This window comes from Paenibacillus harenae (assembly GCF_030812415.1).
In the GTDB taxonomy this organism is placed as follows: domain Bacteria; phylum Bacillota; class Bacilli; order Paenibacillales; family Paenibacillaceae; genus Pristimantibacillus; species Pristimantibacillus harenae_A.
The window spans coordinates 583,678-610,469 of the sequence record NZ_JAUSST010000005.1 but is presented as its reverse complement, the minus strand read 5'-3'; the positions used below and the strand labels follow the sequence as shown (position 1 = coordinate 610,469).

Annotated in this window: 24 protein-coding genes; 3 read left to right on the top strand and 21 right to left on the bottom strand. The window is 50.5% G+C overall.

Going from position 1 to position 26,792, the window contains the following annotated elements:
- Positions 1-3: 3 nt before the first annotated feature.
- Both ftsX and ftsE read right to left on the bottom strand, forming a co-directional pair.
- Positions 4-921 carry a permease-like cell division protein FtsX gene (gene ftsX / locus J2T14_RS20830; protein ID WP_307208651.1) on the bottom strand — a complete coding sequence of 306 codons (918 nt, stop codon included), beginning with the start codon at positions 919-921 and terminating at the stop codon, positions 4-6.
- A complete protein-coding gene (gene ftsE, locus J2T14_RS20825; RefSeq protein ID WP_307208650.1) occupies positions 911-1,597 on the bottom strand; it encodes a cell division ATP-binding protein FtsE in 687 nt (228 codons plus the stop codon). The genes ftsX and ftsE overlap by 11 nt, the downstream gene beginning before the upstream one ends.
- Before the next feature lie 238 nt (positions 1,598-1,835).
- Here ftsE and J2T14_RS20820 point away from each other — a divergent pair, with 238 nt between their 5' ends.
- Positions 1,836-3,266, top strand: a complete 1,431-nt coding sequence (locus J2T14_RS20820) for a VanW family protein (RefSeq protein WP_307473793.1) — start codon at positions 1,836-1,838, stop codon at positions 3,264-3,266.
- 344 nt (positions 3,267-3,610) lie between these two features.
- Here J2T14_RS20820 and J2T14_RS20815 read toward each other — a convergent pair whose 3' ends face one another.
- The 12 genes from J2T14_RS20815 to hpf form a co-directional block, all read right to left on the bottom strand.
- On the bottom strand, positions 3,611-5,083 hold the full coding sequence (locus tag J2T14_RS20815; protein WP_307473791.1) for a WG repeat-containing protein: 1,473 nt from the start codon (positions 5,081-5,083) through the stop codon (positions 3,611-3,613).
- A 189-nt stretch (positions 5,084-5,272) separates the two neighbouring features.
- Positions 5,273-6,688, bottom strand: coding sequence for an argininosuccinate lyase (gene argH / locus J2T14_RS20810; protein WP_307473789.1), 1,416 nt, complete (start codon positions 6,686-6,688; stop codon positions 5,273-5,275).
- Positions 6,689-6,804: 116 nt separating this feature from the next.
- Positions 6,805-8,034, bottom strand: a complete 1,230-nt coding sequence (locus J2T14_RS20805; protein WP_307473787.1) for an argininosuccinate synthase — start codon at positions 8,032-8,034, stop codon at positions 6,805-6,807.
- Between the two features lie 60 nt (positions 8,035-8,094).
- Positions 8,095-9,054: an ornithine carbamoyltransferase gene (gene argF, locus J2T14_RS20800; protein WP_307208644.1), complete on the bottom strand. Its 960-nt coding sequence runs from the start codon at positions 9,052-9,054 to the stop codon at positions 8,095-8,097.
- Between the two features lie 95 nt (positions 9,055-9,149).
- Positions 9,150-10,349: an acetylornithine transaminase gene (locus tag J2T14_RS20795; protein WP_307473785.1), complete on the bottom strand. Its 1,200-nt coding sequence runs from the start codon at positions 10,347-10,349 to the stop codon at positions 9,150-9,152.
- A 5-nt stretch (positions 10,350-10,354) separates the two neighbouring features.
- Positions 10,355-11,158, bottom strand: a complete 804-nt coding sequence (gene argB / locus J2T14_RS20790) for an acetylglutamate kinase (protein WP_307473782.1) — start codon at positions 11,156-11,158, stop codon at positions 10,355-10,357.
- A gap of 32 nt (positions 11,159-11,190) precedes the next feature.
- On the bottom strand, positions 11,191-12,429 hold the full coding sequence (gene argJ / locus J2T14_RS20785) for a bifunctional ornithine acetyltransferase/N-acetylglutamate synthase (RefSeq protein ID WP_307473781.1): 1,239 nt from the start codon (positions 12,427-12,429) through the stop codon (positions 11,191-11,193).
- Positions 12,430-12,500: 71 nt separating this feature from the next.
- Positions 12,501-13,550, bottom strand: coding sequence for an N-acetyl-gamma-glutamyl-phosphate reductase (argC, locus tag J2T14_RS20780; protein ID WP_307473779.1), 1,050 nt, complete (start codon positions 13,548-13,550; stop codon positions 12,501-12,503).
- A 271-nt stretch (positions 13,551-13,821) separates the two neighbouring features.
- Positions 13,822-14,706, bottom strand: a complete 885-nt coding sequence (locus J2T14_RS20775) for a YitT family protein (protein WP_307473777.1) — start codon at positions 14,704-14,706, stop codon at positions 13,822-13,824.
- Positions 14,707-14,878: 172 nt separating this feature from the next.
- Positions 14,879-15,989, bottom strand: a protein-coding gene (gene prfB / locus J2T14_RS20770) for a peptide chain release factor 2 (RefSeq protein WP_307473775.1) whose coding sequence is annotated in 2 segments (ribosomal slippage) — positions 14,879-15,916 and positions 15,918-15,989 — 1,110 coding nt in all. Because the reading frame shifts where the segments join, the coding sequence is not laid out codon by codon here.
- Between the two features lie 88 nt (positions 15,990-16,077).
- Entirely contained in the window at positions 16,078-18,585 is a 2,508-nt protein-coding gene (secA, locus tag J2T14_RS20765) for a preprotein translocase subunit SecA (RefSeq protein ID WP_307473773.1), read from the bottom strand.
- A 240-nt stretch (positions 18,586-18,825) separates the two neighbouring features.
- Positions 18,826-19,371, bottom strand: coding sequence for a ribosome hibernation-promoting factor, HPF/YfiA family (gene hpf, locus J2T14_RS20760; RefSeq protein ID WP_307208634.1), 546 nt, complete (start codon positions 19,369-19,371; stop codon positions 18,826-18,828).
- Between the two features lie 307 nt (positions 19,372-19,678).
- Between hpf and J2T14_RS20755 the strand changes: the two genes are divergently transcribed.
- Positions 19,679-19,858, top strand: coding sequence for a hypothetical protein (locus J2T14_RS20755; RefSeq protein WP_307473772.1), 180 nt, complete (start codon positions 19,679-19,681; stop codon positions 19,856-19,858).
- 746 nt (positions 19,859-20,604) lie between these two features.
- Positions 20,605-21,417, top strand: coding sequence for a fibronectin type III domain-containing protein (locus J2T14_RS20750; RefSeq protein ID WP_307473770.1), 813 nt, complete (start codon positions 20,605-20,607; stop codon positions 21,415-21,417).
- Between the two features lie 229 nt (positions 21,418-21,646).
- Here the strand turns inward: J2T14_RS20750 and J2T14_RS20745 are convergent, their stop codons facing one another.
- The 7 genes from J2T14_RS20745 to rfbG form a co-directional block, all read right to left on the bottom strand.
- A complete protein-coding gene (locus tag J2T14_RS20745) occupies positions 21,647-21,844 on the bottom strand; it encodes a cold-shock protein (protein ID WP_028599014.1) in 198 nt (65 codons plus the stop codon).
- 132 nt (positions 21,845-21,976) lie between these two features.
- Positions 21,977-22,657, bottom strand: coding sequence for a hypothetical protein (locus tag J2T14_RS20740; RefSeq protein WP_307473768.1), 681 nt, complete (start codon positions 22,655-22,657; stop codon positions 21,977-21,979).
- Positions 22,654-23,568: an NAD-dependent epimerase/dehydratase family protein gene (locus J2T14_RS20735; protein ID WP_307473870.1), complete on the bottom strand. Its 915-nt coding sequence runs from the start codon at positions 23,566-23,568 to the stop codon at positions 22,654-22,656. Before J2T14_RS20735 ends, J2T14_RS20740 begins: the two co-directional genes overlap by 4 nt.
- The gene (locus tag J2T14_RS20730) at positions 23,472-23,960 is read right to left on the bottom strand and encodes an acyltransferase (RefSeq protein WP_307473767.1); all 489 of its coding nucleotides are present in this window, start codon (positions 23,958-23,960) and stop codon (positions 23,472-23,474) included. The genes J2T14_RS20735 and J2T14_RS20730 overlap by 97 nt, the downstream gene beginning before the upstream one ends.
- Positions 23,961-23,971: 11 nt before the next feature.
- Positions 23,972-24,502: a dTDP-4-dehydrorhamnose 3,5-epimerase gene (gene rfbC / locus J2T14_RS20725; protein ID WP_307473764.1), complete on the bottom strand. Its 531-nt coding sequence runs from the start codon at positions 24,500-24,502 to the stop codon at positions 23,972-23,974.
- Positions 24,499-25,737, bottom strand: coding sequence for a class I SAM-dependent methyltransferase (locus tag J2T14_RS20720; RefSeq protein WP_307473763.1), 1,239 nt, complete (start codon positions 25,735-25,737; stop codon positions 24,499-24,501). Before J2T14_RS20720 ends, rfbC begins: the two co-directional genes overlap by 4 nt.
- The gene (gene rfbG / locus J2T14_RS20715; RefSeq protein ID WP_307473761.1) at positions 25,698-26,792 is read right to left on the bottom strand and encodes a CDP-glucose 4,6-dehydratase; all 1,095 of its coding nucleotides are present in this window, start codon (positions 26,790-26,792) and stop codon (positions 25,698-25,700) included. Before rfbG ends, J2T14_RS20720 begins: the two co-directional genes overlap by 40 nt.

The window sequence follows — 26,792 nt, the reverse complement described above, 5'->3', positions numbered from 1 at the left end:
CACCTACACTTTCAAATACTTTCGTACCGAAATGGTGCTGCCCCAAATGCCCAACAATGTCCCTAGTCCGATCAACAGCAGAGCGGTCATTCCGGCCGCTTCCTTAAACGTGACGAGCTTTATCATCATGAGCGCAAGATCGGTCTCCGTGAAATCCACAAATTGCGAATAAGCGACCAAAATGACAACCGTCGTTAGCACCGAGCTGATAATGCCGATTAACGCGCCTTCTATAAAGAAAGGCCAACGGATAAACGAGTTCGTCGCTCCGACGAGCTTCATTATTCCGATCTCGCGACGTCGGGCGATAATCGTCATCTTGATCGTGTTCGAGATGAGGAACATCGCGGTGATGCCAAGACCGATAACGACAACGAAGCCGACGTTGCGTACGACGTTCGTAATCGTGAACAGCTTCTCGACCGTACCTTGGCCGTACTTGACCTTCGCAATCGGCAGCGCTTCGTCCGCCTTATTGACCGCTTCGATCTGTGCGACCGCGGTTTCAATCGTTAGAGGGTCGTAAACCTCCACGGTAAAGGAGTCTGGCAGAGGGTTCTTCTCGTTCTCATAGCCCTCGATTAAGTCTTCATTCTCCTTGCCTAAGCTTTCGCGCAATATTTCAAGCCCTTCGGCCTTCGATACGAACCGTACATTGCTCACTTCCGTGATATTGCCGATCTTGTTCTGCAGCTCCGTCACTTTGGCCTGATCGACATTCAACTGCAGATAAACCCGGATCTGAACTTGGCTTTCTATCTGGTCCGCCATCGCATTCACGTTCAATGCAAGCAGCAGGAACACGCCTAAAATAAATAGCGAGATGAACATCGAGCTCATCGAGGCGAACGACATCCAGCCGTTGCGGATGATGTTCTTCGCGCCTTCGCGCATATGGCGGAGAATCGTGCTAAGCTTCATAGCCGTACTCTCCTCTCGCCTCGTCGCGAACGATGTTGCCGTTCTCGATTGCAATGACGCGCTTACGCATGGAGTTGACGATGTCCTTGTTATGCGTAGCCATGACGATCGTCGATCCGCGGAAGTTAATCTCTTCAAGCAGGTTCATAATGCCTAGCGACGTCTCCGGATCCAGGTTGCCTGTCGGCTCGTCCGCGACAATTACCGACGGATTGTTCACGATCGCGCGTGCGATGGCGACCCGCTGCTGCTCGCCGCCGGAGAGCTGTGCCGGCAAGGAAGCATGCTTGTGCTTAAGCCCTACAAGCTCCAGCACCTCCATCGTCCGCCGCTTGATGACTCTGCGAGGCGCTTCGATCGCTTCCATGGCGAAGGCGACATTTTCGAATACGGTAAGTTTGGGAAGCAGTCTGAAATCTTGGAAAATAACGCCGATGTTGCGTCTCACGTATGGAATCTTGCGAGGCTTAAGCTTGCCGATATTGAAACCGTTCACCGATATTTGGCCTTTGGACGGCACTTCCTCGCGATAGATCAACTTCATGAAGGTCGATTTGCCTGCGCCGGAAGGTCCTACGAGGTATACAAATTCATTACGATCTATTCGAACGGAAACGCCGCGAAGCGCATGAGTGCCATCCGCATACGTCTTCCATATGTCCTGCATTTCAATCACATTCATCACATCCTGTTAATAGTCAGCTTTATGTAATTCGACAGGGTGCCACTAAATCCTTCAAAAAGGGCTTTGTTTCCTCATATTTTCACAATTCTAATAATGCGGCCGTTTGTCGAAAGCCGTTAAAGCCGCGCCCATTGTGGCAACAAGCCTGCTACAGACAAGAACGAAGGGCCCGACGCATATAGTTGATAGACGGAATGATTTTTCATATCAGGAAAGGGTGTTGTTCATTTTGAAGCGACTGTACCTCGGATTGGCAATAACGTTCGTTATTTTGATTGCGGCGGCAGGTGTAGGTTGGGGATTTGTGTGGAACTACGCCACGCAGGATACCGTGCCGGAAGAGGTTGTCGTAGGCGGTATTCCGATTGGCGGCATGCCTATCGACGAGGCGATTGGCTTGTTGGACGAATACGAGCGATCGCTTCTGAATCGCGCCATTACGATAAAGGCGAATACGGCGGCAGGCGACAGCAAGCAATGGTCGGTTGGCGAGTTGGGATACAAGGCGGAGTTCAAGGGCGTGAAGGAAGCTCTGCATAAGCTGCGCGAAGGGCGCGTATGGGATCGGGCCGAATACCGCTATCGCTTTCCGAAGTCGTATTCGCTGTCGCAGAGCTGGGAACGGGATACATTCGATGCGGCCGTCCGCAAGCAATGGGGCTGGGTAGAAAACAACGAGCCGAAGGATGCCGCTCGGACGATCACCGATGAGGACGAAGTGCGTTATGTGCCGCATGTCGATGGCTATCGAATCCAGCTGGAACCGTTATCCGCTAAGGTCGATGAATGGGTATGGATCGGCGAACAGGAGCTAGGAAAGCCGGTTGAACGTACGTTTACCGATGAGCTTCCCGTTACGGCGATTCATCCGAGGATAACGCTTGCCGCGCTGAAGGAGGAGGGCATCGAGCGTAAAATCGTGGAATTCACGACCGATTTCAAGACGAGCGCGGAAGGCCGCGCCCATAATGTAACGATTACCGCGGAAATGTTGAACGACACGCATCTCGCTCCGGGAGACGTGTTCGATTACGATAAGCTCATTACGGCAACGGAGAAAGAGCACACGTACCGCGAAGCCCCCGTCATCCTGAACGGCAAGCTGGTGCCCGGCATCGGCGGAGGCATCTGCCAAGTGTCTAGCACACTGTACAACGCAGTGTTGCGTGCAGGGCTTGAAATCGTAGAACGGCGCAATCACTCGATTCCCGTCGCTTATCTGCCGCTCGGGCAAGACGCGACTTATTCCGGAGGATCCATCAACTTCCGCTTCAAAAATACGACCGGCAAGCATCTCGTCATCCGTACGGAGGTGAAGGACCGCAAGCTGACGATCAAGCTGTTCGGCACAATGGACGAGAGCCTTCGTTACGACGTCGAATCCGTCACCTTAAATACGCTTTCGCCTAAAATAGTCGAGACCGTAAACGCCTCGCTGCCGACCGGCAAGCAGGTCGTCGTGGACAGCGGCAAGCAAGGGTATGTCGTTGACACGTTCCTCATCCTCTACAAAGATGGCAAGGAGAAGTCCCGAGAGCGGATCACGCATGACACGTATCGCGCGCAGCCGACAATCATCGAGCGCGGACCGCAGGAAGGCGAGAGCTCCCCTGCGCCAACGCCGACACCGAACGACTCGGTCGTGGAGGACGGAATCTAAGGCATGGCGCGCGATAGGTATCGTCACCCGTTAAAGCAACAACCCGTTGGGATAACGTAACTTTTTCGAGTTATTTCGTTGATGTCGGCTAGTTGGAATGAAATAGGGAAACGTTTTTTCGCTATTTCTGTTCGTTGTAGCTATATGGGCTGCGATTGATATCGTTATGACAGAAATAACGTAATTTTTTTTCGCTATCACCGCGAGAACAGAGTAATTCAAGAGTTATAGTGAAAGGTTTTTTCTTTATTTGGCGGCAAGCAGGGACTCTGGCATCTCCAGCTACAGCAAAGTCCCCCGCAGAAGTTCTGCGAGGGACTTTGTTCGTCTTATTTGGTTATCGGCTATTCGGTGTATGAAAGACTTGTATCGATGCCGATTGTGCTCGTCGATGCGTCGAACGTAATTCCGATATTGAACGCTTTTGCGATGTCTCTTAGTTTGAAGTAGTTGTTGCCGCCGATGTTATACGCTTTAAGAGGGGCTTGGACACCGTCCACATAGATTTTGGAAACGGACGGCGCAGCCGACTTGCCCGTTTGGCCCCCGGAAGCGACAAGCTCGCCGCCGACTGGCGTATAGGCTTTGTTCGCCAGCAGGTTTACTGCGTTTTTCGCTTTGTCGAAGCCGACCTCGAAGTTTTTGTCCGTGCCGTTCACCGCAAGGGCAAGGTCGCGCAGCTTAAAGTAGTTGCTGCCGCCGATGTTGTACGCTTCGAACGATACCGCCTTGCCGTTCACCATGACCTTGGAAGCGGTAGGCTTCGCGGATACCGGCGCAAGCAGCGGGTTTTTCATAATATAGTACGTACCAAATCCGCCATCGGATACTGCAGCATAACCGCCGTTAAACGATCCGCCGTCAAAGTCGTAATCAAACTTCGTCACTTCTTTGCCTGTTGCATCAATATAACCTTGCATAGGAGTTTCTTCCTTATCGTACTTGCTTACAAGAACAAGGCCTTCTTTGAACTCGGACAATACTTCCGCATATTTCGGCTTGATGACTTCCTTGCCGCTCTTATCGATAAAGCCCCACAGACCGTTCTTCATTACGGCTGCCAGCCCTTCGCTAAACTCGTATACGTCTTCATATTGAGGCTTAATGACTTCGTTGCCCGTTTGGTCGATAAAGCCCCAAAGATTCCCGGTCCGTACAGGAGCAAGTCCTTCTTGGAACGAATAAGCTTCGGCATATTTCGGAGCTACAAGCTCCTTGCCCGTTGTATCGATAAAGCCCCATTTCTCGCCGGAAGCAACGACCGAGTAGCCCTCGGTGAATTCGAAAACCTCATCGTAATCCGCTTCGAAAGCTTGCTTGCCGGTCGTATCGATGATGCTGTACCCGTCATTCACGACTACCAAGGCGATTCCATTCCCGAAACGGGTAGCGCCATCATAAGTCGCTTCGATTACGAATTTTCCTTCTTTGTTGATGTAGCCCCACTTCTCGCCTTGTGCCACAGCAAGCAGACCATCCATAAACTGCTCGTCGATTACGTCGTAGACCGGTTTAATGATCTCTTTTCCCGTTTTATCGATCATACCCATCTTTCCATTCAGCTCGAATGCCGCCAATCCGTCATGGAAGCCGCCTACCCAATCATATTTTGCTGCGATAACGACTTTGCCCGACGTATTGAGGAAACCGAACCGCTCCACGTCCGATTCCTCGTCGTAACTTACATACCAAGCCAGCCCTTCGCTAAAATCGCCGACCATATCGTACGGCAAATATTTGGCGGCTTGCACGCTTGCCACCGGGAGCATAATCACGATTAATGCGATGCTCAGCCATAAACTTAGTGCTTTCTTCATTCTAATACCCTCTTTCGCCAGATGTATAGTAAATAAAATAATAAAACTAATACTATTATCGGATTTACAAATCGTTTCGTTTAGAAAAAAAGGATTTTAGATGCTTCTTTATTGAACAACCCTATGAGCGCAACAAAAAAGGCGCCCTGATGGACGCCTTTCTTCCTATAGACCTATGGCCTAGATACTCTAGCGGCTGCGCTCTATATATTCCGTTACCCATGCAGCCGTCTCCGCAAGCGCGGCATCGGCGCGGCCGATTGCGTCTTGGACTTGCGTCTTGGCCGTGCCGCCGTATACGTTGCGCGCGTTAACGACTTGTTCCGGTTGAAGCACCGCGTAGATGCGGTCGTCGAACAGTTGCGAGAACTGCTTGAATTCGTCAAGCGTAAGGTCGAGCAGAAATTTGTTTTGCTCGATGCAATACAATACCGTCTTGCCGATTACCTCATGAGCTTGGCGGAATGGCAGCCCTTTGCCAACGAGGAAGTCGGCAATGTCGGTGGCATTCGAGAAGTCCTGATTGACCGCTTGGCGCATCCGATCCTTGTTCACCTTCATCGTCGCGATCATCGGCGCGAACAATTGAAGCGCGCCTTGCAGCGTCTTCACCGTATCGAACATGCCTTCTTTGTCTTCCTGCATATCCTTGTTGTACGCCAGAGGAAGCGACTTCAATACCGTCAGCAAGCCGACGAGATTGCCGTACACGCGGCCCGTCTTGCCGCGCACAAGCTCAGGCACATCCGGGTTTTTCTTCTGCGGCATAATGCTGCTGCCCGTGCAGAACGCGTCATCGAGCTCGACAAAATGGAACTCCGTACTCGACCACATGATCAACTCTTCGCTAAGGCGCGACAAATGCATCATGATGATCGAGGCGTCCGACAGAAACTCCAAAATGAAGTCGCGGTCGCTTACGGCATCAAGGCTGTTCTCATAGACGCGATCGAACTTCAATTGGCTCGCCACGAAATGACGGTCGATCGGGAACGTCGTTCCCGCCAAAGCTCCTGCTCCAAGCGGAAGCACATTGATCCGTTTGTAGCTGTCTTGCAGTCGCTCGATGTCGCGTCCGAACATGGACACGTACGCCATCAGATGATGAGCGAACAAGATCGGCTGCGCCCGCTGCAAATGCGTATAGCCCGGCACGATCGTATCGATGTTCGCCTTCGCTTGCTCGACGAGCGCTGATTGCAGCTTATGCAGCATGTCAACGAACTCGACGACGCGCTTGCGAAGCCATAGGTGCATGTCCGTTGCGACCTGGTCGTTCCGGCTGCGTCCGGTGTGCAGCTTGCCGCCTACCGAGCCTACATCGTCGATCAGCGTCTTCTCGATATTCATATGAATGTCTTCGTCGCCGATCGAGAATTCGATATCGTCGCGTTTAATGCGCTGAAGGACCCGGTGCAAGCCGTCTTTGATCTTCTCAACGTCATCGGCAGGCAAGATGCCTTGCTTGCCAAGCATCGTTACATGAGCCAGGCTGCCTTGGATATCTTCTTCGGCAAGCTCCTTGTCGAACATAATCGAAGCCGTATATTCTTCTACCAATTGGTCTGTTTTCTTCGTAAACCGACCGCCCCATAGTTTGCTCACTCGTTCATTCACTCCCCGCCGGACGAACGGACGTCAAGCATGACGCACCAGACCTTAGCGCCGCTGCTGCTGCTGCGACGAGTCCTCTGCCTCATGCTTGACGTCTACTTCCGGATTTATTTGTTTTTGACTGCCGAAGATACTTTCAGACGAAGCGCGTTCAGGCGGATGAAGCCCGTTGCATCGCCTTGGTCGTAGGCTTGGGACGGGTCGGCTTCCATCGTCGCGATGTCCGGATTGTACAAGCTGACCGGGCTCTTCACGCCGGCGCCGATCACATTGCCTTTGTACAGCTTCAGACGAACGACGCCGCTCACGTTCTTCTGCGATTCCTCGACTAGCGCTTGCAGAGCAAGTCGCTCAGGCGCGAACCAGAAGCCGTTGTATACGAGCTGGCTGTATTTAGCGATAAGCGAATCGCGAAGATGCATCACTTCGCGGTCCATCGTGAGCGATTCCATTTTGCGATGGGCAGTGAACAGGATCGTGCCGCCCGGGGTTTCGTACACGCCGCGGCTCTTCATGCCGACGAAGCGGTTTTCTACCATATCGACGCGGCCGATGCCGTGCTTGCCGCCAAGCTCGTTCAGCTTCTCCATCACTTCAAGCGGGCTAAGCTCTTCGCCATCGATAGCCGTACAGTTGCCTTGCTCGAAAGTAAGCTCGACATATTCCGCTTTGTCCGGCGCTCTCTCCGGGGATACGCTCAGCACGTACATGCTTTCGTTCTCTTCCGAGCTTGGGTCGAACCAAGGATCTTCAAGCATGCCGCTCTCGAAGCTGATATGAAGCAGGTTGCGGTCTGTCGAATACGGCTTGGCAGCCGATGCCGTTACCGGAATGCCGTGCTTCTCCGCGTAAGCGATCATCTCGGCGCGTCCAGGGAATTGCTCGCGGAACGCTTCCAGACGCCAAGGCGCGATCACGCCGATCTCGGGCGCAAGCGCCGCGGCCGTCAGCTCGAAGCGGACTTGGTCGTTTCCTTTGCCGGTTGCGCCGTGCGCAATCGCCGTAGCGCCTTCAGCGCGTGCGATGTCAACCATGCGCTTCGCGATAAGCGGGCGGGCGATCGACGTGCCGAGCAAGTATTGGCCTTCGTACATCGTTCCCGCTTGGAACATCGGGTAAATAAAGTCTTTTGCGAACTCGTCGCGCAAGTCGTCGATGTATACTTTCGATGCGCCCGTTGCGAGTGCTTTCGCCTCGAGGCCGTCCAGCTCGTCCTTCTGGCCGATGTCAGCCGTGAATGCGATGATTTCCGCGTCGTACGTTTCTTTCAACCATTTGAGAATAACCGATGTGTCCAGGCCGCCGGAGTAGGCAAGCACGATTTTTTCTTTTGCCATAACGAATATTTACTCCCCTTCGATTGAAATTTCTATGAAAATAAATCGATACACGATCGACTAAGACATAATCGCCGCCATAATTGCTTTCTGAGCGTGCAAACGGTTCTCCGCTTGGTCGAAAATAACCGAATTCGCGCCGTCGATAACGCCTTCGCTCACTTCTTCGCCTCGGTGCGCAGGCAAGCAATGCATGAACAGGTAATCCTTCTTCGCATATTTGGTCAGCGCCTCGTTAACCTGGAAAGCGGCAAAAGCAAGCTCGCGCTCCTTCTGCTCGGCTTCTTGCCCCATACTCGCCCATACGTCCGTGTAGACGATGTCGGCACCCGCGATAGCTTCCTTCGGATCGCGTCCGATCTGGATGATCGAGCCCGTCTCGGAAGCTGTGTTCATCGTTTGCTCGATGATGTCCGCGTCCGGCTCATACCCCTCAGGCGTAGCAACCGACATATGCATGCCGAGCTTGGCCGCGCCCATCAGCAACGAATGCACAACGTTGTTGCCGTCGCCGACGTAAGCGACTTTCAGTCCTTCCAGGTGGCCCTTATGCTCAAGCACCGTCTGATAGTCGGCAAGCGCTTGGCATGGATGCGACAGATCCGTCAGCCCGTTAATGACCGGAACCGTTGCTCCGCGCGCAAGCTCGACCACTTTGCGATGCTCGAACGTACGGATCATGATGCCGTCGAGATAACGCGACAGCACTTGCGCCGTATCCCAGATCGGCTCGCCGCGCCCGATTTGCAGGTCGGTGCCGCTTAGGAACAGCCCTTGGCCGCCTAATTGGTAGATGCCTACTTCGAACGAAACGCGCGTGCGCGTCGATGATTTTTCGAAAATCATGCCCAGCGTTTTATTTTTCAACAGTTGATGGGTTTCGCCCGCCTTCTGCTTCTTCTTCAAATCGATCGCGAGGTCGATCAAATACCGGATTTCCTCCGGCGTGTAGTCGACCAGCATAAGGAAGTCGCGCCCTTTCAGGCTTAACGCCAACTCCTCGTTAACCGTTCCTTGCATGCGTTTGCCCTCCTTCAAGCGTAAACGATGCTGCCTCACTCTGAAGCTCAGCGTAAGTCATCGTCCCGCAGTGTTCATGATGCTTATCTATTCAATTAGTTCGGACGTTTCGATTCAAGCAACTCCGCCAAAATAGCTACGGCGCTGTCGATCTCTTCTGTCGTAACGAGCAGATTCGGCAGCAAGCGAATGACGTTCGGTCCTGCGGAGATGACGAGCAAGCCCTTCTGCTGCGCTTCCACCAGAATCGATGCGATCGGCTCCGCGCATTCGATGCCGACGAGCAGACCGAGTCCGCGTACATCGCGTACGAAAGCATTGCCCTGCAGCTTCTCGCGCAGCTGCGTCATCAAATATTCGCCTTGCTCGGCGGCTCGTGCCGGTAGACTGTCGTCTACGATCGTCTCAAGCGTCGCCTTCACGACGGCCGTCGCAATCGGTGTACCGCCGAACGTCGAGCCATGGCTGCCTGCCGTAAACCCTTCACGCAGCTTCTCCTTCGCGACCATCGCGCCGACCGGGAAGCCGCTCCCGAGACCTTTGGCCAATGTGAAAATATCCGGTTCGATGCCAAAATGCTCATAGGCGAACAGCTTGCCCGTACGTCCGATGCCGGTCTGAATCTCATCGACAATAAGCAAAATGCCATGCTTCTCGCATAGTGCCTTCGCCGCTTGGATATAATCCATGTCTACCGGATAAATGCCGCCTTCGGCCTGCACCATTTCCAGCATTATCGCCGCCGTCTTATCGGAAATCGTTGCCTCCAGCGCGGCAAGATCATTAAGCGGTATCGTGACGAAGCCCTCCGGCAACGGCGCGAAACCTTCCTTCACTTTCGCTTGGCCCGTAGCCGTCAGCGTCGCAAGCGTCCGACCGTGGAACGACTGCTCGAACGTAATGATTTCATAACGTCCGTTCTTCTGCACGAGCTGCTGGTACCGACGCGCCAGCTTAATGGCCGCCTCGTTCGCCTCCGCGCCCGAGTTGCCGAAAAACACGGCATCGCCGCAGCTATTGTCCGTAATCAGCTTCGCCGCTTCTTCCTGGTTCGGGATGCGGAACAGATTGGACACATGCCACAGCTCGTCGAGTTGCTTCACAAGCGCTTCCTTGACCCGCTTAGGCGCATGGCCCAGATTCGTGACGGCAATACCGCTCATAAAGTCTAAATAACGATTGCCTTGATCGTCCCATAGCCAGCTGCCTTCACCCTTCACCAACGCAATCGGGTACCTTGCATAAGTAGGCAAAAGCGATTGACCGGCGTCAACCGCCGTCTTCGTCTCGCTCATCGTCATTACACCCGCCCTTCGCTTGTTTGCACAATACGCGTACCTACGCCGCCTTCGCGGACTGCCTTCGTCAATACGCCCGGCTGCTCGCCGCTGACGATGACGACTTCGCGCACGCGTCCTTGAATGCACTGAATGGCCGCACGTACCTTCGGAATCATGCCGCCGTATATTTCACCGCTCGCGATCATCGCTTCGATCTCTTCCACCGTAACCGTAGGAAGCACCTGCTTCTCGCCGTCCACCGTCTTCAATATGCCCGGCACGTCCGTTACGACGATCATACGTTCTACGCCCAGATGGGAAGCGACCGCTCCTGCTGCCGTATCCGCGTTAATGTTGTAGCGCTGCCCGGCCGCATCTATGCCAACCGGGGCGATGACAGGGATGTAGCCCATCCCCATAACGCCTTCGATGACCGCCGCGTTCACGTCCGTCACATCGCCCACGAAGCCGATCTCATGCGCATTCGCCACGGGCTTCGCTTGAATCAGCTTGCCGTCTACGCCGGACAAGCCAAGCGCCTGCGCGCCTCTTGTCTGGATCTTGCGGACGATCTCTTTATTAATGCGGCCTGCAAGCACCATCTCGACGACATCGAGTACATCGTCGCTCGTTTTGCGCAAGCCGTTTACGAATTCGGACTCGATGCCTAGCTTGGCGAGCGTCTCGGATATAGCAGGGCCGCCGCCATGCACGATAACCGGACGTACGCCCGATTGCTGCAGCTCGCGCAGCTCATCGAAAAAACCGTCAGGAAGCGCAGCTAGCGTGCTGCCTCCGCATTTCATTACAAACCGTTGCTCCATCAATGTATTATGCCCTCCAACGTTAGACTCGCCTATGTCCGATATGCCGCGTTAATGCGGACATAATCATAGGTCAGATCGCAGCCCCAAGCCGTTGCTTGCCCGCTTGCCATATGTAGATCGACGAGGATAACGACCGTGTCGCCCTTCAAATATTCCAAGGCTGCCGCTTCGTCGAACGCGACGGGACGCGACTGCTCGAGCGTAATAATGTCGCCTAGCCGAATATCGACCGTTCCCGGATTAACCGGCTGGCCCGCGCGTCCTACGGCCGCAATAATCCGGCCCCAGTTCGCATCGGCGCCGAATACCGCCGACTTCACGAGCGACGAACCAATGACCGTCTTCGCTATGGCCTGCGCCGCTTCGTCGCTCACCGCGCCGCGTACTTGCACCTCGACAAGCTTCGTCGCGCCTTCGCCGTCGCGGGCAATCGCTTTGGCGAGCGCTTCGCATACATAGCGAACAGCCGCAGCGTAAGCTTCCCAGCTCGCGTGCTTCGGTGTCAGCTCGTTGTTGCCTGCGAGGCCGCTTGCCATCGCTACGAGCATATCGTTCGTGCTTGTATCGCCATCCACCGTAATCATATTGAATGTAAGGTCCGTCGTCTGGCGCAGCAGCTGCTGCAGCGCCTCGCTGCCGATCGCCGCATCCGTCGTCACGAAACCAAGCATCGTCGCCATGTTCGGATGAATCATGCCCGAGCCCTTCGCCGCTCCCGCAACGCTTACGCGCCTGCCGTCGATCTCAAGCTCCACGCAGACCATCTTCTGCACGAGGTCGGTCGTCAAGATCGCCTGGCAGAAGTGATCCGCTCCAGTCCGATCTCCTGCGAGCCGTCCCGGCAGATCATCGATACCGTTCCTTACTTTGTCCATCTTAAGAAGTTCGCCTATTACGCCGGTAGATGCTACCGCTACATGATCGGCCGAAACGCCGATTGCCTCCGCGAACCTGGCGCGCATTTCATATGCGTCCGCCTCGCCTTGCTTGCCCGTGCACGCGTTCGCGTTGCCGCTATTAACGAGCATGGCGCGCAGCTTGCCGCCCGAGCCGATGCTCTCGCGCGTCACTTGAAGCGGCGCCGCCTGGAATACGTTCGTCGTGTATACGCCGGCCGCCGCTGCGGGCACCTCGCAGACGATCGCGCCAAGATCGTGGCGCGTCGATTTTTTCAATCCGCAATGCAATCCGCCGGCCGTAAAGCCCATTGGCGTCGTTATCGAGCCGTCCGCGACGACCGAGAACAGCGAATGATTCTCCTGTCCCATAGTAAGATCGTTCTCCTTCATCTGATCGAATATATGAATATAAGTAGTATTTTGACATGCAAAATATAAGCTTAAGGATATGCAGGAACGAATTGCAAGCCGAGCGTCTCGTCCCAGCCCATCATCAAATTCAGGTTTTGGATCGCTTGACCGGCTGCGCCCTTGACCAAGTTATCAATAACCGATACGATCGTAATCCGCCCTGTGCGCTTATCGACCGCGAAGCCGATATCGCAATAGTTCGATCCCCATACTTCCTTCGTCGAAGGAAGCTCGCCCTCCGGACGGATGCGCACGAAACGGCGTCCTTCATAATAGCTGCGGTAGAGCTCGATGAAGTCTTGAGCGCTTCTATCGCCCAGCACCGTCGCGTACATCGTCGACATAATACCGCGAGTCATCGGCACAAGATGCGTGGAGAACGTCGTCACGACAGGCTTGCCCGCCGCGTCCGACAGCACCATCTCGATTTCCGGAACATGCTGATGCTTGTTAAGCTTGTAAGCTTTGAGGTTTTCATTGATTTCGGAATAATGATTGCCGAGCGAAACACCGCGGCCTGCGCCGGATACGCCGGACTTCGCATCGATAATAATCGTTGACGGATCGATCCAGCCCTCCTTAACGGCCGGAACAAGCCCAAGCAGCGTCGCAGTCGGATAACAGCCCGGATTCGATATGAATGCCGCATCGCGTACATTGTCTCCATATACTTCAGCAAGGCCGAATACGGCTTGCTCCAAGTAACGCTCGTCTGCCGCCGGCTTCTTGTACCACTCTTCGTACAGCCCAGGCGATTTCAAACGATAGTCGCCAGACAAGTCAATCACTTTAAGCCCGGCCTCCAGCAGTTGCGGAGCGAGCTTCGAAGCTACGCCAGCCGGCGTCGCCAAAAACACGACATCCGCTTTCGCTTTGATCGTCTCAGGCGTCACATCGTCCAGCAGCTCTTCGCGGATGCCCGTCAAATGCGGGAAGCCCTGCGAAATCGGCGTTCCAGCGCTGGAGGACGAGGTGACCGATGTCACCTCCGCGAGCGGATGAGAAGCCAGCAACCGAATCAATTCAACGCCACCGTAGCCGGTCGAGCCTACAATAGCTATTTTCAACTTTTTCCCCATATTTACCTCTCCCCATAACCGGCCGTTTCCTCGTCCATAACGCTTGCCAAGGCACTTGCGCAGCCGCTCGATCTATTGTTGATTCCGTATTCTTTCTCCTATTTATGAACGGAAGCGTGATCTCTTCCACAACTTTTAATTGTACATCATTCCACAGTTGATGAAAATACATACAGCGTTTCGTATTATTATACATTTTGATTAATAAAAATACAACGAACATTTGGCGGCAGCCGCAGCACCCGCTTGCGATTTGTTTTTGCGACTTTTTTTAGGCATCGAGCTTAAAGCCCTGACCTAGCACCTCTGCCGTATTGCTAAGGATGACGAAGGCGCTTGGATCAATAGCCCGTACGAGCTGCTTCAGCTTCGGCACTTCGTTCTGCGATACAACAACCATGAGTACCGTACGTCCGGCACCGGTATAGCCGCCATGGCCGTCGAGCCGCGTAAGCCCGCGGTCCAGATCATGTAAAATAGCGTCCGCGACTTGCTCCGACTGCTCGCTAATGATGAAAGCCACCTTCGACAGCTGAAGGCCCGTCTGGACAAAATCGATTGTCTTGCTCGTGACGAACAAGCCTATGAGCGCGTAGAGCGCAATCTCCGGCGAAATAATAAAACCCGCCGCGGCAATTACGCAGCCGTCGAAGCATACAACCGCAAGGCTAAGCGGCAACCCCGTGTACTTGTGCAAAATTTGAGCGGCCAGGTCGACGCCGCCCGTCGAGCCTCCCCCCCGGAATACAAGCCCCAGGCCAAGCCCTACGCCGATACCGCCGTAGATGGCCGCCAGAAGCGGATTATGCGTCGGCGTATGAATGCCGTCCGTGAACAGAACGAACAGCGGGAGCAGCACCGAGCCAAGCGCGGTCTTCAAGGCGAACTTCCTGCCAAGCAGCCATAACCCGGCAAAAAACAATGGGATATTAATCGCCCACTGCGTGATCGCCGGCGTAATATCCGCCAGCCTCTGCACAAGGATCGATAAACCGGATACCCCTCCGGAGGCAATGCCGTTCGGCACCATGAACATGTTGAAGCTTACCGCTACGATCGCCGAACCGATCAGCAGTTGTGCAATCTGCCAGGCCAGCTGCGTCCGCGGACTAACCTGTACTCTGCTTTTTCTCCGTCTAACCCTACTATCCGCCATGATGTCATCTCCTTTATCCAGTAAACGGCGCGTACGGTTCTTAAATAAATTTCATCTATGTACGTTGCAAGCTGCAAAAAGAAGAGTTCCACACCTTATCAGTGTTGGAACTCTTCTCCTATCCTATGCAACTGGGAACTCGCTTGCCTCGCCCAGTTGGAGATAACTCCCCTTAGCTCTCGTGGCGAATCTGATTGCGCAAGTATCCATCGATGAATGCGTCCAGGTCGCCGTCCATTACCGCTCCGACATTGCCCGTCTCCACGCCCGTCCGATGATCCTTGACCATGCTGTACGGGTGGAAGACGTAAGAGCGAATCTGGCTGCCCCAAGCAATTTCGGATTGCTCGCCGCGAATCTCGGCCAGATGCTTCATTTGCTCCTCGATCTTACGCTCGTAGAGCTTGGAACGCAGCATCTTCATCGCCCGGTCGCGGTTCGCAATCTGCGAACGCTCCTGCTGGCAAGCCACGATGATTCCCGACGGAACATGCGTAATCCGAATCGCCGATTCCGTCTTGTTAACGTGCTGACCGCCCGCGCCGCTGGCGCGGTACGTATCGACCTTCAGATCCTCGGACCGAATATCGATCTCGATATCGTCGTCGATCTCCGGCATGACGTCGCAGGAAGCGAACGAGGTATGCCGTCTGCCGGCCGAATCGAACGGCGAGATCCGCACGAGTCGGTGCACGCCCTTCTCCGCTTTCATATAACCGTAAGCATTATGGCCTTTGACGAGAATCGTCACGCTCTTGATGCCCGCTTCATCGCCAGGCAAATAATCGAGCAGCTCTACCTTAAAACCCCGCTTCTCCGCCCAGCGCGTATACATCCGGTACAGCATCATTCCCCAGTCCTGCGACTCGGTACCGCCTGCGCCCGGATGCAGCTCGACGATCGCATTCAACCGGTCATAGGGCTGGTTGAGCAGCAGTTGCAGCTCGAAATCGCTGAGCGTATTGTTGAGCGACTGTACGCCGCTAACAAGCTCGGCGATCAGCGAATCGTCGTTTTCTTCCTCCGCAAGCTCCAGCATCATCTGCAGATCCTCTTGATCGGCGTTCATGCGTTCGTACTGCTCGACAACCGATTTCACGGCATTGAGCTCGGATATAACACCTTGCGCCCGTTCGTTGTCATCCCAGAAGTCCGGCGACGACATTTTCTCTTCGAAGTTCGCGATCATCTCTTGCTTAATGTCTAAGTCAAAGAGACCCCCTGAGCTCTTGGAGTCGCTTCGCCATTTCACGCAGGTCTTGCTTTACCGTTATGTCTATCATAGCGTATGCTTCACCTCAAAATGATTGTTATTGCCAATAGAACACGATATTCGCATGACGCGAATATCGTGTGTTGGCGTACGATCGATTACTTGCCGTGGCACTGCTTATACTTTTTGCCGCTGCCGCATGGACATGCGTCATTGCGGCCAACGCGCTCCTCGCGCTTCGCCGGACGCTTCTCGGCAGCCTCGCCGCCGCCGCTCGTGCTCGTCGTTTGCCCTTTCACGACCTCTTGGCGCTCCAGATTGCTCTCGACGCGAGCCTTCATAATGTATTTCGATACTTCCTCTTGAATGTTCTCGATCATTTCCTTGAACATTTCGAAGCCTTCGAATTGGTATTCGCGAAGCGGATCCGTGCCGCCGTAAGCGCGGAGATGGATACCTTGGCGAAGCTGATCCATCGCATCGATATGATCCATCCACTTGCTGTCTACCGCGCGAAGCACGACAACTTTCTCGAATTCGCGCATCGTCTCTTGGCCAAGCTCTTCTTCGCGTTGGTCGTAGTGCGCAACGACCTTCCCATAGATGAAGTCGATAATTTCTTCCTTCTCCTTGCCCCAGAGCTGATCGCGAGTAATCGAGCCTTCCTCCAGAAACGTTGCATGCACGTAATCGACGATTGCTTCCAGATCCCACTCTTCCGGGATATCTTCCGAGCAATGAGCTTCAACGATCCGATCGATGACCGGCTTAATCATAGCCATTACCTCTTGGCGGATGTTGTCCGAGCCAAGAATATCGCGACGCTGCTTGTAGATCACTTCACGCTGCTGGTTCATGACATCGTCATACTGCAAGACGACTTTCCGCGTATCGAAGTTGTTGCCCTCTACGCGCTTCTGGGCCGATTCAACCGCCTTCGTAATCATGCGGCTCTCGATCGGCTGATCCTCGTCCAGACCAAGACGATCCATCATCCCCATAATGTTCTCCGAGCCGAAGCGGCGCATGAGCTCATCCTGCAGAGACAGGTAGAATTGCGAGGAACCCGGGTCGCCTTGGCGTCCTGCGCGACCGCGAAGCTGATTGTCGATCCGGCGGCTCTCATGCCGCTCCGTACCGATAATGTGCAGACCTCCCAGATCGTTAACCGTATCGCCCAGCAAAATATCCGTACCGCGACCGGCCATGTTCGTTGCGATCGTAACCGAACCCGCTTGACCCGCGCGGGATATAATTTCCGCTTCTTCCGCATGGAACTTCGCATTGAGCACCTTATGCGCTACACCTCTGCGCTTCAGCATCTCCGACAGCTTCTCGGAGTTCTCTATCGAGATCGTACCGACGAGAACCGGCTGGTTCTTCGCATGACGCTCCACGATCTGCTCGACGACAGCCTTGAACTTGCCGTTCTCGGTTTTGTAGACGACGTCCGGAAGATCTTGTCTAACCATTGTACGGTTCGTAGGAATTTGAATAACGTCCAAGCCGTAAATACGCTTGAACTCTTCTTCCTCCGTCTTCGCCGTACCGGTCATGCCAGCCAGCTTGCGGTACATACGGAAGTAGTTCTGGAACGTAATCGTCGCCAGCGTCATGCTCTCGTTCTGCACCTTCAATTGTTCCTTCGCTTCGATCGCTTGGTGCAAGCCGTCGCTGTAACGGCGTCCTGACATCAGACGGCCGGTAAACTCATCGACGATAACGACTTCGTCTTCTTGGACAACGTAGTCAACGTCTCGCTTCATAATAAAGTTCGCTTTCAGAGCTTGCTGAACGTGATGATTGATAGTCACGTTGTCATGATCGAACAAGTTCTCGATGCTGAACGCACGCTCGGCTTTCTCTACGCCGGACTCCGTCAGCGTCACGTTGCGAAGTTTTACGTCAATCGTGAAGTCTTCCTCTGGCTTCAGACGGCTTACGAAGCGGTCTGCCGCGTAATAGAGCTCCGTTGACTTCGCAGCTTGTCCGGAAATGATCAGAGGCGTACGCGCCTCGTCGACCAAGATGGAATCCACTTCGTCAATAATCGCAAAGTAGAGCGGGCGCTGAACCATCTGTTCCTTATATAGAACCATGTTATCGCGCAAATAGTCGAAGCCGAATTCATTATTCGTACCGTACGTAATATCGCAAGCGTATGCCGCCTGCTTCTCGTCATGCGATAAGCCGTGCAAGTTGCAACCAACCGTCATGCCTAAGAAGTTGTAGAGCTTGCCCATTAGCTCGCTATCGCGCTGTGCCAAGTAGTTATTGACCGTAACGACATGAACGCCCCTGCCAAGCAGCGCATTCAAATAAACCGGAAGCGTGCCGACGAGCGTCTTGCCTTCGCCTGTCTTCATCTCCGAGATTTTGCCCTCGTGAAGCACCATGCCGCCTAGCAACTGAACGTCGAAATGACGCATGCCAAGCACGCGCTTCGATGCTTCCCTTACTGTCGCGAATACTTCAGGCAGCAGGTCCTCAAGCTCCTCGCCCTTCGCGATACGCGCTTTGAATTCATCCGTCTTCGCACGGAGTTGATCATCGCTCAGCGCCGTGAATTTCGATTCCATTGCATTTATTTCATCTACCGTTCGCATGAGCCGCTTTACTTCGCGCTCATTGGCATCACCGAATATTTTTTTAACTAATCCGAGCATAATGTTCCCCTTTCGAATTACGTCTCTTTGCCTTAAATTGTAACAGTTTGTAGACACCGCCGCAACGGATGCCTCTAAATGGAAAACACCCCCTCTCCGCTAGGGAGAAGGGGCGCTGTCCGCATGAAATATAAGAATGGTAAGTCTCAACTTAATCCATGCCATATATTTCTCCGGATTGAAACGCGCCGCGCCGCCAAAGGACGGCTTCAGCCGTTTCACCTTGCATGTATGGTCAGATTATCCTTGTTCGATTAATCCATATTTGCCGTCGCTGCGCTTATAAACGACGTTCACTTCCTCGTTGTCCACATTGGCGAAAACGAAGAAATTATGGCCTACCATATTCATTTGTAAAATCGCTTCTTCTACATCCATCGGCTTGAGCGTGAAGCGCTTCGTGCGCACGAGTTCCAGCTCATCTTCCTCATCCAATACGGATACGGCCGATCCTTCCTCCCGGAATAGAGCGCGTACGCCGCTGCCTTGCCTGAATTTGCGATTCACCTTCGTTTTATGTTTGCGAATTTGACGTTCCAGCTTATCTACTACAACGTCTATGGATGCGTACATATCCTCGCTCTTCTCTTCGGCTCTAAGCATGACGCCGACGAGCGGGATTGTCACCTCTACCGTGTGCTGACCTTTGGTCACCGATAAGGTAACGTTGATTTCGGAGGCGACTGGCGTTTCAAAATATCTTTCCAATCGGCTGAGTTTCTTTTCGACGTAGTCTCTCAAAGCATCAGTTACTTGAAAGCGTTGACCTCGAATGTTGTACATCATGGGGAACTCCTCCTTTACATGCCCTTATTATATCATATGCGGGCGGTGAGCACAAAATAGTTTTTAGTTTATTGTGAATTTTCTAATAATTCATTTATTAGGACCGTTGAAATATTTACAACTAAAAACATTAATACAGATTGCAGAATAACATTGCCAAACCACTACTAAAGTAATACCGATTTAATATAAATATAATATTACTAGTTCTTTTGACATGTATATTTTTCTAAATATATAATTGTCCATGTCCTTAAATACTACCAATGGAGGAAATTAAATATTTAGAAGTCATGTTTTAAAATTAATGATTTTGCTTTCGTTCATCTCATGGCTCACCATGCCTGCCGAAACGACATCCGCAGCCGGCAAGTATACGGGCGGTCTGCTTGATGGCGTCACGATGCAATTAGGAACGACGGTCGGAACGGATACGAGTACGACGGATGGAGATCGTAACCCCTCAACTCTATTTCTACGATGCTAGTGTACTTTAATTTATAATTATACCCCTCTGGCCAATGACGGGGTTGAATCGCTGCCTGCGGTCATTGACAATGCTTCTCTTATTGCCGTTAAATCCACTAGCACCACAAAATCTTCGATTATTTACGAACTCAATCTTTTTCAAACACCTTCCGCTGCTCCGGTAACACCTGAAATCTCTTGGATTCAAGGCCACATTCGGTCGTCGACCTGTTCTGGAATCATACAGGTGCGCAATCATACAATTTAAAACGTTCTTCTTCTGCCAGCGGACCATTTACGACGATCGCTGCCAATTTAAAAGAAAGATCTTATAGCGACAATACGGCAGTTAACGGCAATACTTACTATTATGTTGTTTCCGCTTCCAATGAGGCAGGCGAAAGCACAGACTCAACAGCAAAAAGCATAAAGCCTATGAAAACAAAATATACAGGCGGCTTATTGGATCGGGCGGAATTGCGTACAGGAATGTCTGTATCAAATCCCACCGGGACTACGAGGATGCTGACCGATAATGTGGAAAGCAACAACTTTAATATGACTACAACAAGTAATTCGGTTGTTTTCTACCGATTCCCAACTCCTCAATCAGTCAACTCGGTAATTACGGCTTCGTTTATTTCGACCACTTATAAACTCCCTATAATGGAGTTTTACGATGATAATGGAAACTTACTCTCAAGCTATACTCCCATTGGGAGTGGAAATGTAGAATCATTGCTAAATACATTGAATAATGTGTCATTGGCAGTTCTGAAAGTAAATGCAAATCCATCGTCGATCAATGAATGGAATTTATTCGGCCATCCTTCGGCAGCACCGGCAGTTCCAACCCTACTGACTTATACGCCGATAACCAGCGAGGCGATTGAAGGCTTGCCTACGTCTGTTACTAATGTTAAATTGGTCGTATTAAGATATAACACGACAACCAATAAATATTCGAGTATTAAAGAATGGAACCTGTTTGGCGAAGATCACGCAACGGCGCCAGCCGCCCCGCTGAACTTGACGGCAGTTGGCGGCGATAAAAAGGTTACGCTTAGTTGGAGCGCCGTCAACAATACGACAAGCTATACGATCAAACGCTCGTTGACAGCAGGAGGCCCTTATACCGTATTGACGACCATATCGACGGCTACGACGTCATATATCGATTCGGCAGTTACGAATGGAACGACCTACTATTACGTGGTCACCGCGGATAACGCGACTGGATCAAGCGCAGACTCGAACGAGGCATCGGCAATGCCAAGCGGCACTGAAGAACCGCAAGAACCGCCTGTTGAGAACGAAGGTACTCGCGCTCTACTGAGAATTATGCTGATGACCGGCGAAATGAAGGAATATGACGTATCCATGAGTGTAGTCGACGCCTTTATCGGCTGGTACGAACTCCGTGCATCGGGCACCGGCCCGATTACGTTCGCAATTGACAAATCATCAAACAATATCGGTCCGTTCGTCAATCGCAAAGATTATATAATATTCGATAAGATCATTACATTCGAAGTCAACGCCTACAACGTAAATACCGGCAGCTCAAGTGAACTCTGATAAACCTCGGAATCATGCAGCAAAGAGCGCCCTAGCCAGTTAAAATAGAAGGACTGTGTCGATGACACAGTCCTTTCATTTATATAACAGCCAAGCACAAACTCCAGTGTAAAGCGGTGCTTCGTCGTCTAACTGTACATAACAAAAAAAAGCCCCGGTTTCCCGGAGCTTATGTGTTAGGCACTTGTCAATCGAACCATCTATAAGGTGGCCAATGATAGCCGGATGATTACAGTTTGACTACGTTTGCAGCTTGTGGACCGCGTGCGCCTTCTACAATGTCGAATTCAACCGATTGGCCTTCTTCGAGTGTTTTGAAGCCTTCGGATTGGATTGCGGAGAAATGAACAAATACGTCGCCGCCTTGCTCCGTTTCGATGAATCCATAACCCTTCTCAGCATTAAACCATTTTACTTTACCTTGCATCGCAAACATTCCCTTCATCTTCAAAATACTGTGAGGCGTCTTAAGGTCTGGCCCACAATTTGACTATAACACCACGTTAATGGAATTGTCAAACAATTTATTGGAAGCGGATACATTCCTTTTAAGCATGAATTATATATCACTTAAGAAGAACCTTTGCGCCCAACATTTTTGTTTAAACTTGTGCTTGATAGATCCATCTTGCTCTTTATAAACAACCATTCCGCTCTCAATATTCTGTTCATATACTGAAGCACCGATTCCTACCGAAACCCGATTTCCGATTAAACAATCTCCGACGATTGATGAGTAAGGAAGCAATGACACTCCTTTACCGAGTTTCGGATATTTTCCGCCTTGAGCTCCAACCGTGCTGCCTTGCGCCGCGACCAAAAAATCGGAATATTCAGCTTTACCCAGCACCGTTCCTACCGTATGTAAGAGCAGAAAGATGTCAGGTAACTTCGTATCGTACATACAGCTAAATCCGTGAAGTGACTTATTTAAATAAAAGATTTTATTAGCTAAAGCCGTATTTTCACTTTCTGTCCATACACTATTCGACAGGAACCATAAAAAAACGGCATATTGATCTGAATGCAAATGATTAAGAAACGCAGTGCCGTTTTTCCGATATGACTCCAAAGATATTTTCGAGAAACAAAGAGCTGTGCGATCTAATGCAATATCAAAAAAAGACTGCCCGGCATCTTGAAAACGAACCGTTTGATTATCCGGAAAAAAATGATTGAGTTGAGCAGACGTATAGCCTTTAAAATCATATAAAGAAAGCGACAATTCTATCTTAATCACTTCTTTCCGTCAGCATATTGTCGTATTAAATCTTCAACCATATCCAAACAGTTCTGCGGATTGAAACTAAATTCTGATTGTAGTCGAACAATATTCATGGTCGGAAATTTAATAGTTTTGGCATTCGATGCAACTTCAACCTCGCACCCCGTAAAATGAGTAATCCGCTCTACCCATTGTTTATTCGTCGTATTAACGCCACTAGCGACATTATACATTCGCTGCTTCCCATTGTGTGCGATATGAATAAGTATATTAGCCACATCGTTTACAGTGATATAATCCTTCTCCGAATCGAGCGAAGTTTGAAGAACAATTTTTCCGTCATTTACAGCGTCTTTAATAATCGAGTAGATAAAATTATTAGATTCAAAATCAGGTCCGCAAACATTCGATACACGAGCCACTCTGACGTTTGGTCTATTAACCGTGAGACAGAGTGATTCTCCAGTGATTTTAGACAAGTTAAATAAATCTTCCGCCTGGAACGGATTGACGAGGAGCGCTCCTTCTTCTTCACCCGTTTCATCTGTCGTCTGGTTTACATAAACCCGAGTCGAAGATAAATATAGAAACGATTCAAATGCGGCTTTCTCTAATAATTCTGCAAGAAAACTGATATGTGCTCGTATCGTATCGAACGGGCGTTGCCGAAAATCTGAAGTAACCCCTGCGCAATAGATAACATGCCCTAAATTATTTTCATGTAGGGATAATTCTTCACGACTAGGCCCGTAAGCTTTCATCCCGAGCTGTTCAAGCCTATTCATGACATGTCTTCCGATAAAACCTTTCGCACCTATAACGGTGGTTCTCAATCCCTGACACCCACTTTTTTTACTGGGCTGCCGACGTATACGGTATAGGGCTCCAGTTCTCCAGTTACCAAGGAGTTTGCACCCACCACACATCCCTTTCGCAAGATAGCACCATCCAAAATGACACTGTTTGCCCCGATCCATACGTCATCTTCTATTACAATACCGCCTCTGCTCTTCATAAACCGTTGTTCTTTTATCGTCTGGTGACGGGAGCGGTATTCATGATTTACTGGTGCTAATGTACAATTAGCGGCTATCAGGACGTCCTCTCCAATTTGAATGCCATTTCCGGAATAAAGGACACATCCTGAATTTATTTTGCTATTTCTCCCGATCATGACATCCCCGGTACCGCCAGCAGGTTTTATCTTGACAAAAGAATCTATCATAACGCCTTCTTCAATTACGATTCGCGTGCCGCGTTGGGAAGGTTCTATGTCTGCTAATTTTGAAACCATTGCTTGTTCGGATATGAAAATCATTATGATCACTCCTACAACTGCCAATAAGGATAGTTTATATCTTTATCATTCATAATGGGATTTGGTAAAGGCCAATGAATTTGAAAAGCAGCATCATCCCATCGCACTCCGGCACCATATTCAGGTTGATAAAATTCAGACATCTGATAGAACACCTCTGTCTCGTCCTCTAATGTTTGAAAGCCGTGCGCACACCCTTCAGCAATATAAACCATCTTACTATTATTCTGCGTTAATTCCACCCCTACCCACTTTCCGAATGCTGCGGAGTCAGGACGTAAATCCAATATCACATCATAAATAGAACCCCGTATACAACGGACTAACTTCGCTTCTTCAAACGGTTTAGTCTGATAATGCATGCCTCTTAGCGTACCTTTTCGATGATTATAAGATACATTGCATTGAACTAATTTGGTGTTTAGGCCATGCTTTTCGAATTCGTCAATGCACCAAGAACGTGCAAAAAAACCCCGTTCATCTGAAATTGGTTCTAGTTCAATAATATAAACACCCGGCAATTCCAGCTCGATAAACTTCACTCTATCATTTTCGGTTCGGGTATGAACACCGCGAACCGTCCTCCCCATTCTGTTATGTAAGCCATTTGATCTATAATCTCGTCTTTAATGTTCCATGGCATAATAACGACGACATCCGGCTTGGTATCCCGTATACGCTCCGGTTCATACACCGGAATCAACGTGCCCGGGAGAAATGTTCCTTGTTTATGCGGGTTCCGGTCTACAACATATTCAATGAAATCATTTCTGATCCCGCAGTAATTAAGTAATGTATTTCCTTTTGCAGGAGCACCATATCCAACAATTGTTGCACCTTTGTTTTTCAAGTTTATTAAAAACGATAAAATGTCTCGTTTTGTTTGCTCTACTCTCTTATAAAACGTATGGTAGGCTTCCATTTTGTGAAGTCCCGCCGTCATTTCCAATGCAACCAGACGTTTTACGTCGGCCGACACTTGTAATTTTTCGTAATGCTCATGTCTTACGTAAATTCGAAGCGAACCACCATGTGTCGATAGTTCTTCTACATTAAATATGGTCAGACCATGCCGCGCAAACACTTTCTCAACGGTCATAAACGAAAAATAAGAGAAATGCTCATGATAGATCGTATCAAATTGGTTATCCTGCATAAGCTTCAACAAATGCGGAAACTCCATTGTAATAATTCCGGTTTCCTTTAGCAGTTTCTTTAAACCTCTCACAAAATCGTTTAAATCCGGCACATGTGCTAGAACGTTATTTCCGATAATTAGATCGGCTTGTTCGCCATTATCTACAAGATGTCCAGCAAGCTGCTCCCCGAAAAAATCAGAAATAACCGTTATCCCTTTTGTCTCGGCCATTTTTGCTACATTTCCAGCAGGCTCGATTCCGAGCACCGGTATCCCCCTCTTAACAAAATACTGGAGTAAATACCCGTCATTGCAGGCAATCTCGACCACTTTGGATGTCTGATCTAAATTATAATTGCTAACTATATCATCCACATATTGTTTCGCATGAAGCAACCAACTATCCGAGAAGGAACTATAATAGGCATATTCATTGCTGAAAATATGTTCTGGCGACTCAAACTCATTAAGCTGAACAAGCAAACAATTCTCACATACGAATACGTGCAGCGGATAAAATTGACTACCTCTGCCTGCCTGATCAGAACGGACAAAATTATTGGAAAATGGAGATAATCCTAAATTAACTAACGAATCTTTTAATTGCGAATGGCAAAATCGGCATGTTCTTGTATCCATGTTGTAGACCCCTTACGCTCATAAGCTTCTATTTGAGATTCCAATACCTTCCGCATATCGGCGTCCTCCGCCTCCTGCTTATAAGCATCTACCGTCCAGCTTAACGTTTCGTAGGCTGTCAGCTTTGGACTCCAACCTAGGCTGCTTCTAGCCTTGGAACAGTCAAGTTTAAGCAAATTCGCTTCATGCGGCTGTTTCTTATTGTCATATTCCCATTTCAAGCCTGTTCCCCATAGATCTACAATGTGTTTAGTAATATCCCCCACATTCATTACATGGTCATCACTCGGCCCAAAATTCCAAGCTTCTGCAAACCTTTCTCCCTTGGTCCACATAGCTTCAGCTAACGTTAGATAACCACTAAGCGGCTCCAATACATGCTGCCATGGGCGCACAGCATAAGGGTTGCGAATTAGTGGCGCTCTCCCTTCTCGGCAAGCACGTACGACGTCAGGAACAAGCCTGTCCTCCGACCAATCACCGCCTCCAATGACATTGCCAGCACGAGTACTTGCTACATGTACTTCTTTCTCATGAAAAAAAGAACGGCGGAACGCGTTCGTTACAATTTCTGAGCAGCCTTTGCTGCTGCTATAAGGATCATATCCTCCAAGCGCATCCGTTTCTCTATATCCCCATTCCCATTCCTTATTATCGTAGCATTTGTCACTTGTCACGTTGATTACAACCTTGGTTGATTCGCATTGCCGAAGAGCGTCTAATAGGTGAACAGTGCCCATTACATTCACATCATAAGTAGCCACTGGGTCTTCATATGATTTGCGAACTAACGGCTGCGCCGCTAAATGAAATACGAATTCCGGTTTGTGGGTATTTATAACTTTTTGCAAGGTTTGACGATCCCTTATATCAGCTTCAATAGATAACATATTTGCTCCAACATCCGCTTGTTTAAACAAACTCGTATCGTCTTGCGGTGGAAGTGCGTATCCAAAAACAACAGCACCCTTTTGCTGTAACCATAGTGAAAGCCAGCTTCCCTTGAAACCAGTGTGACCGGTTATTAGAACTCTTTTATTTCTCCAGAAATTCAT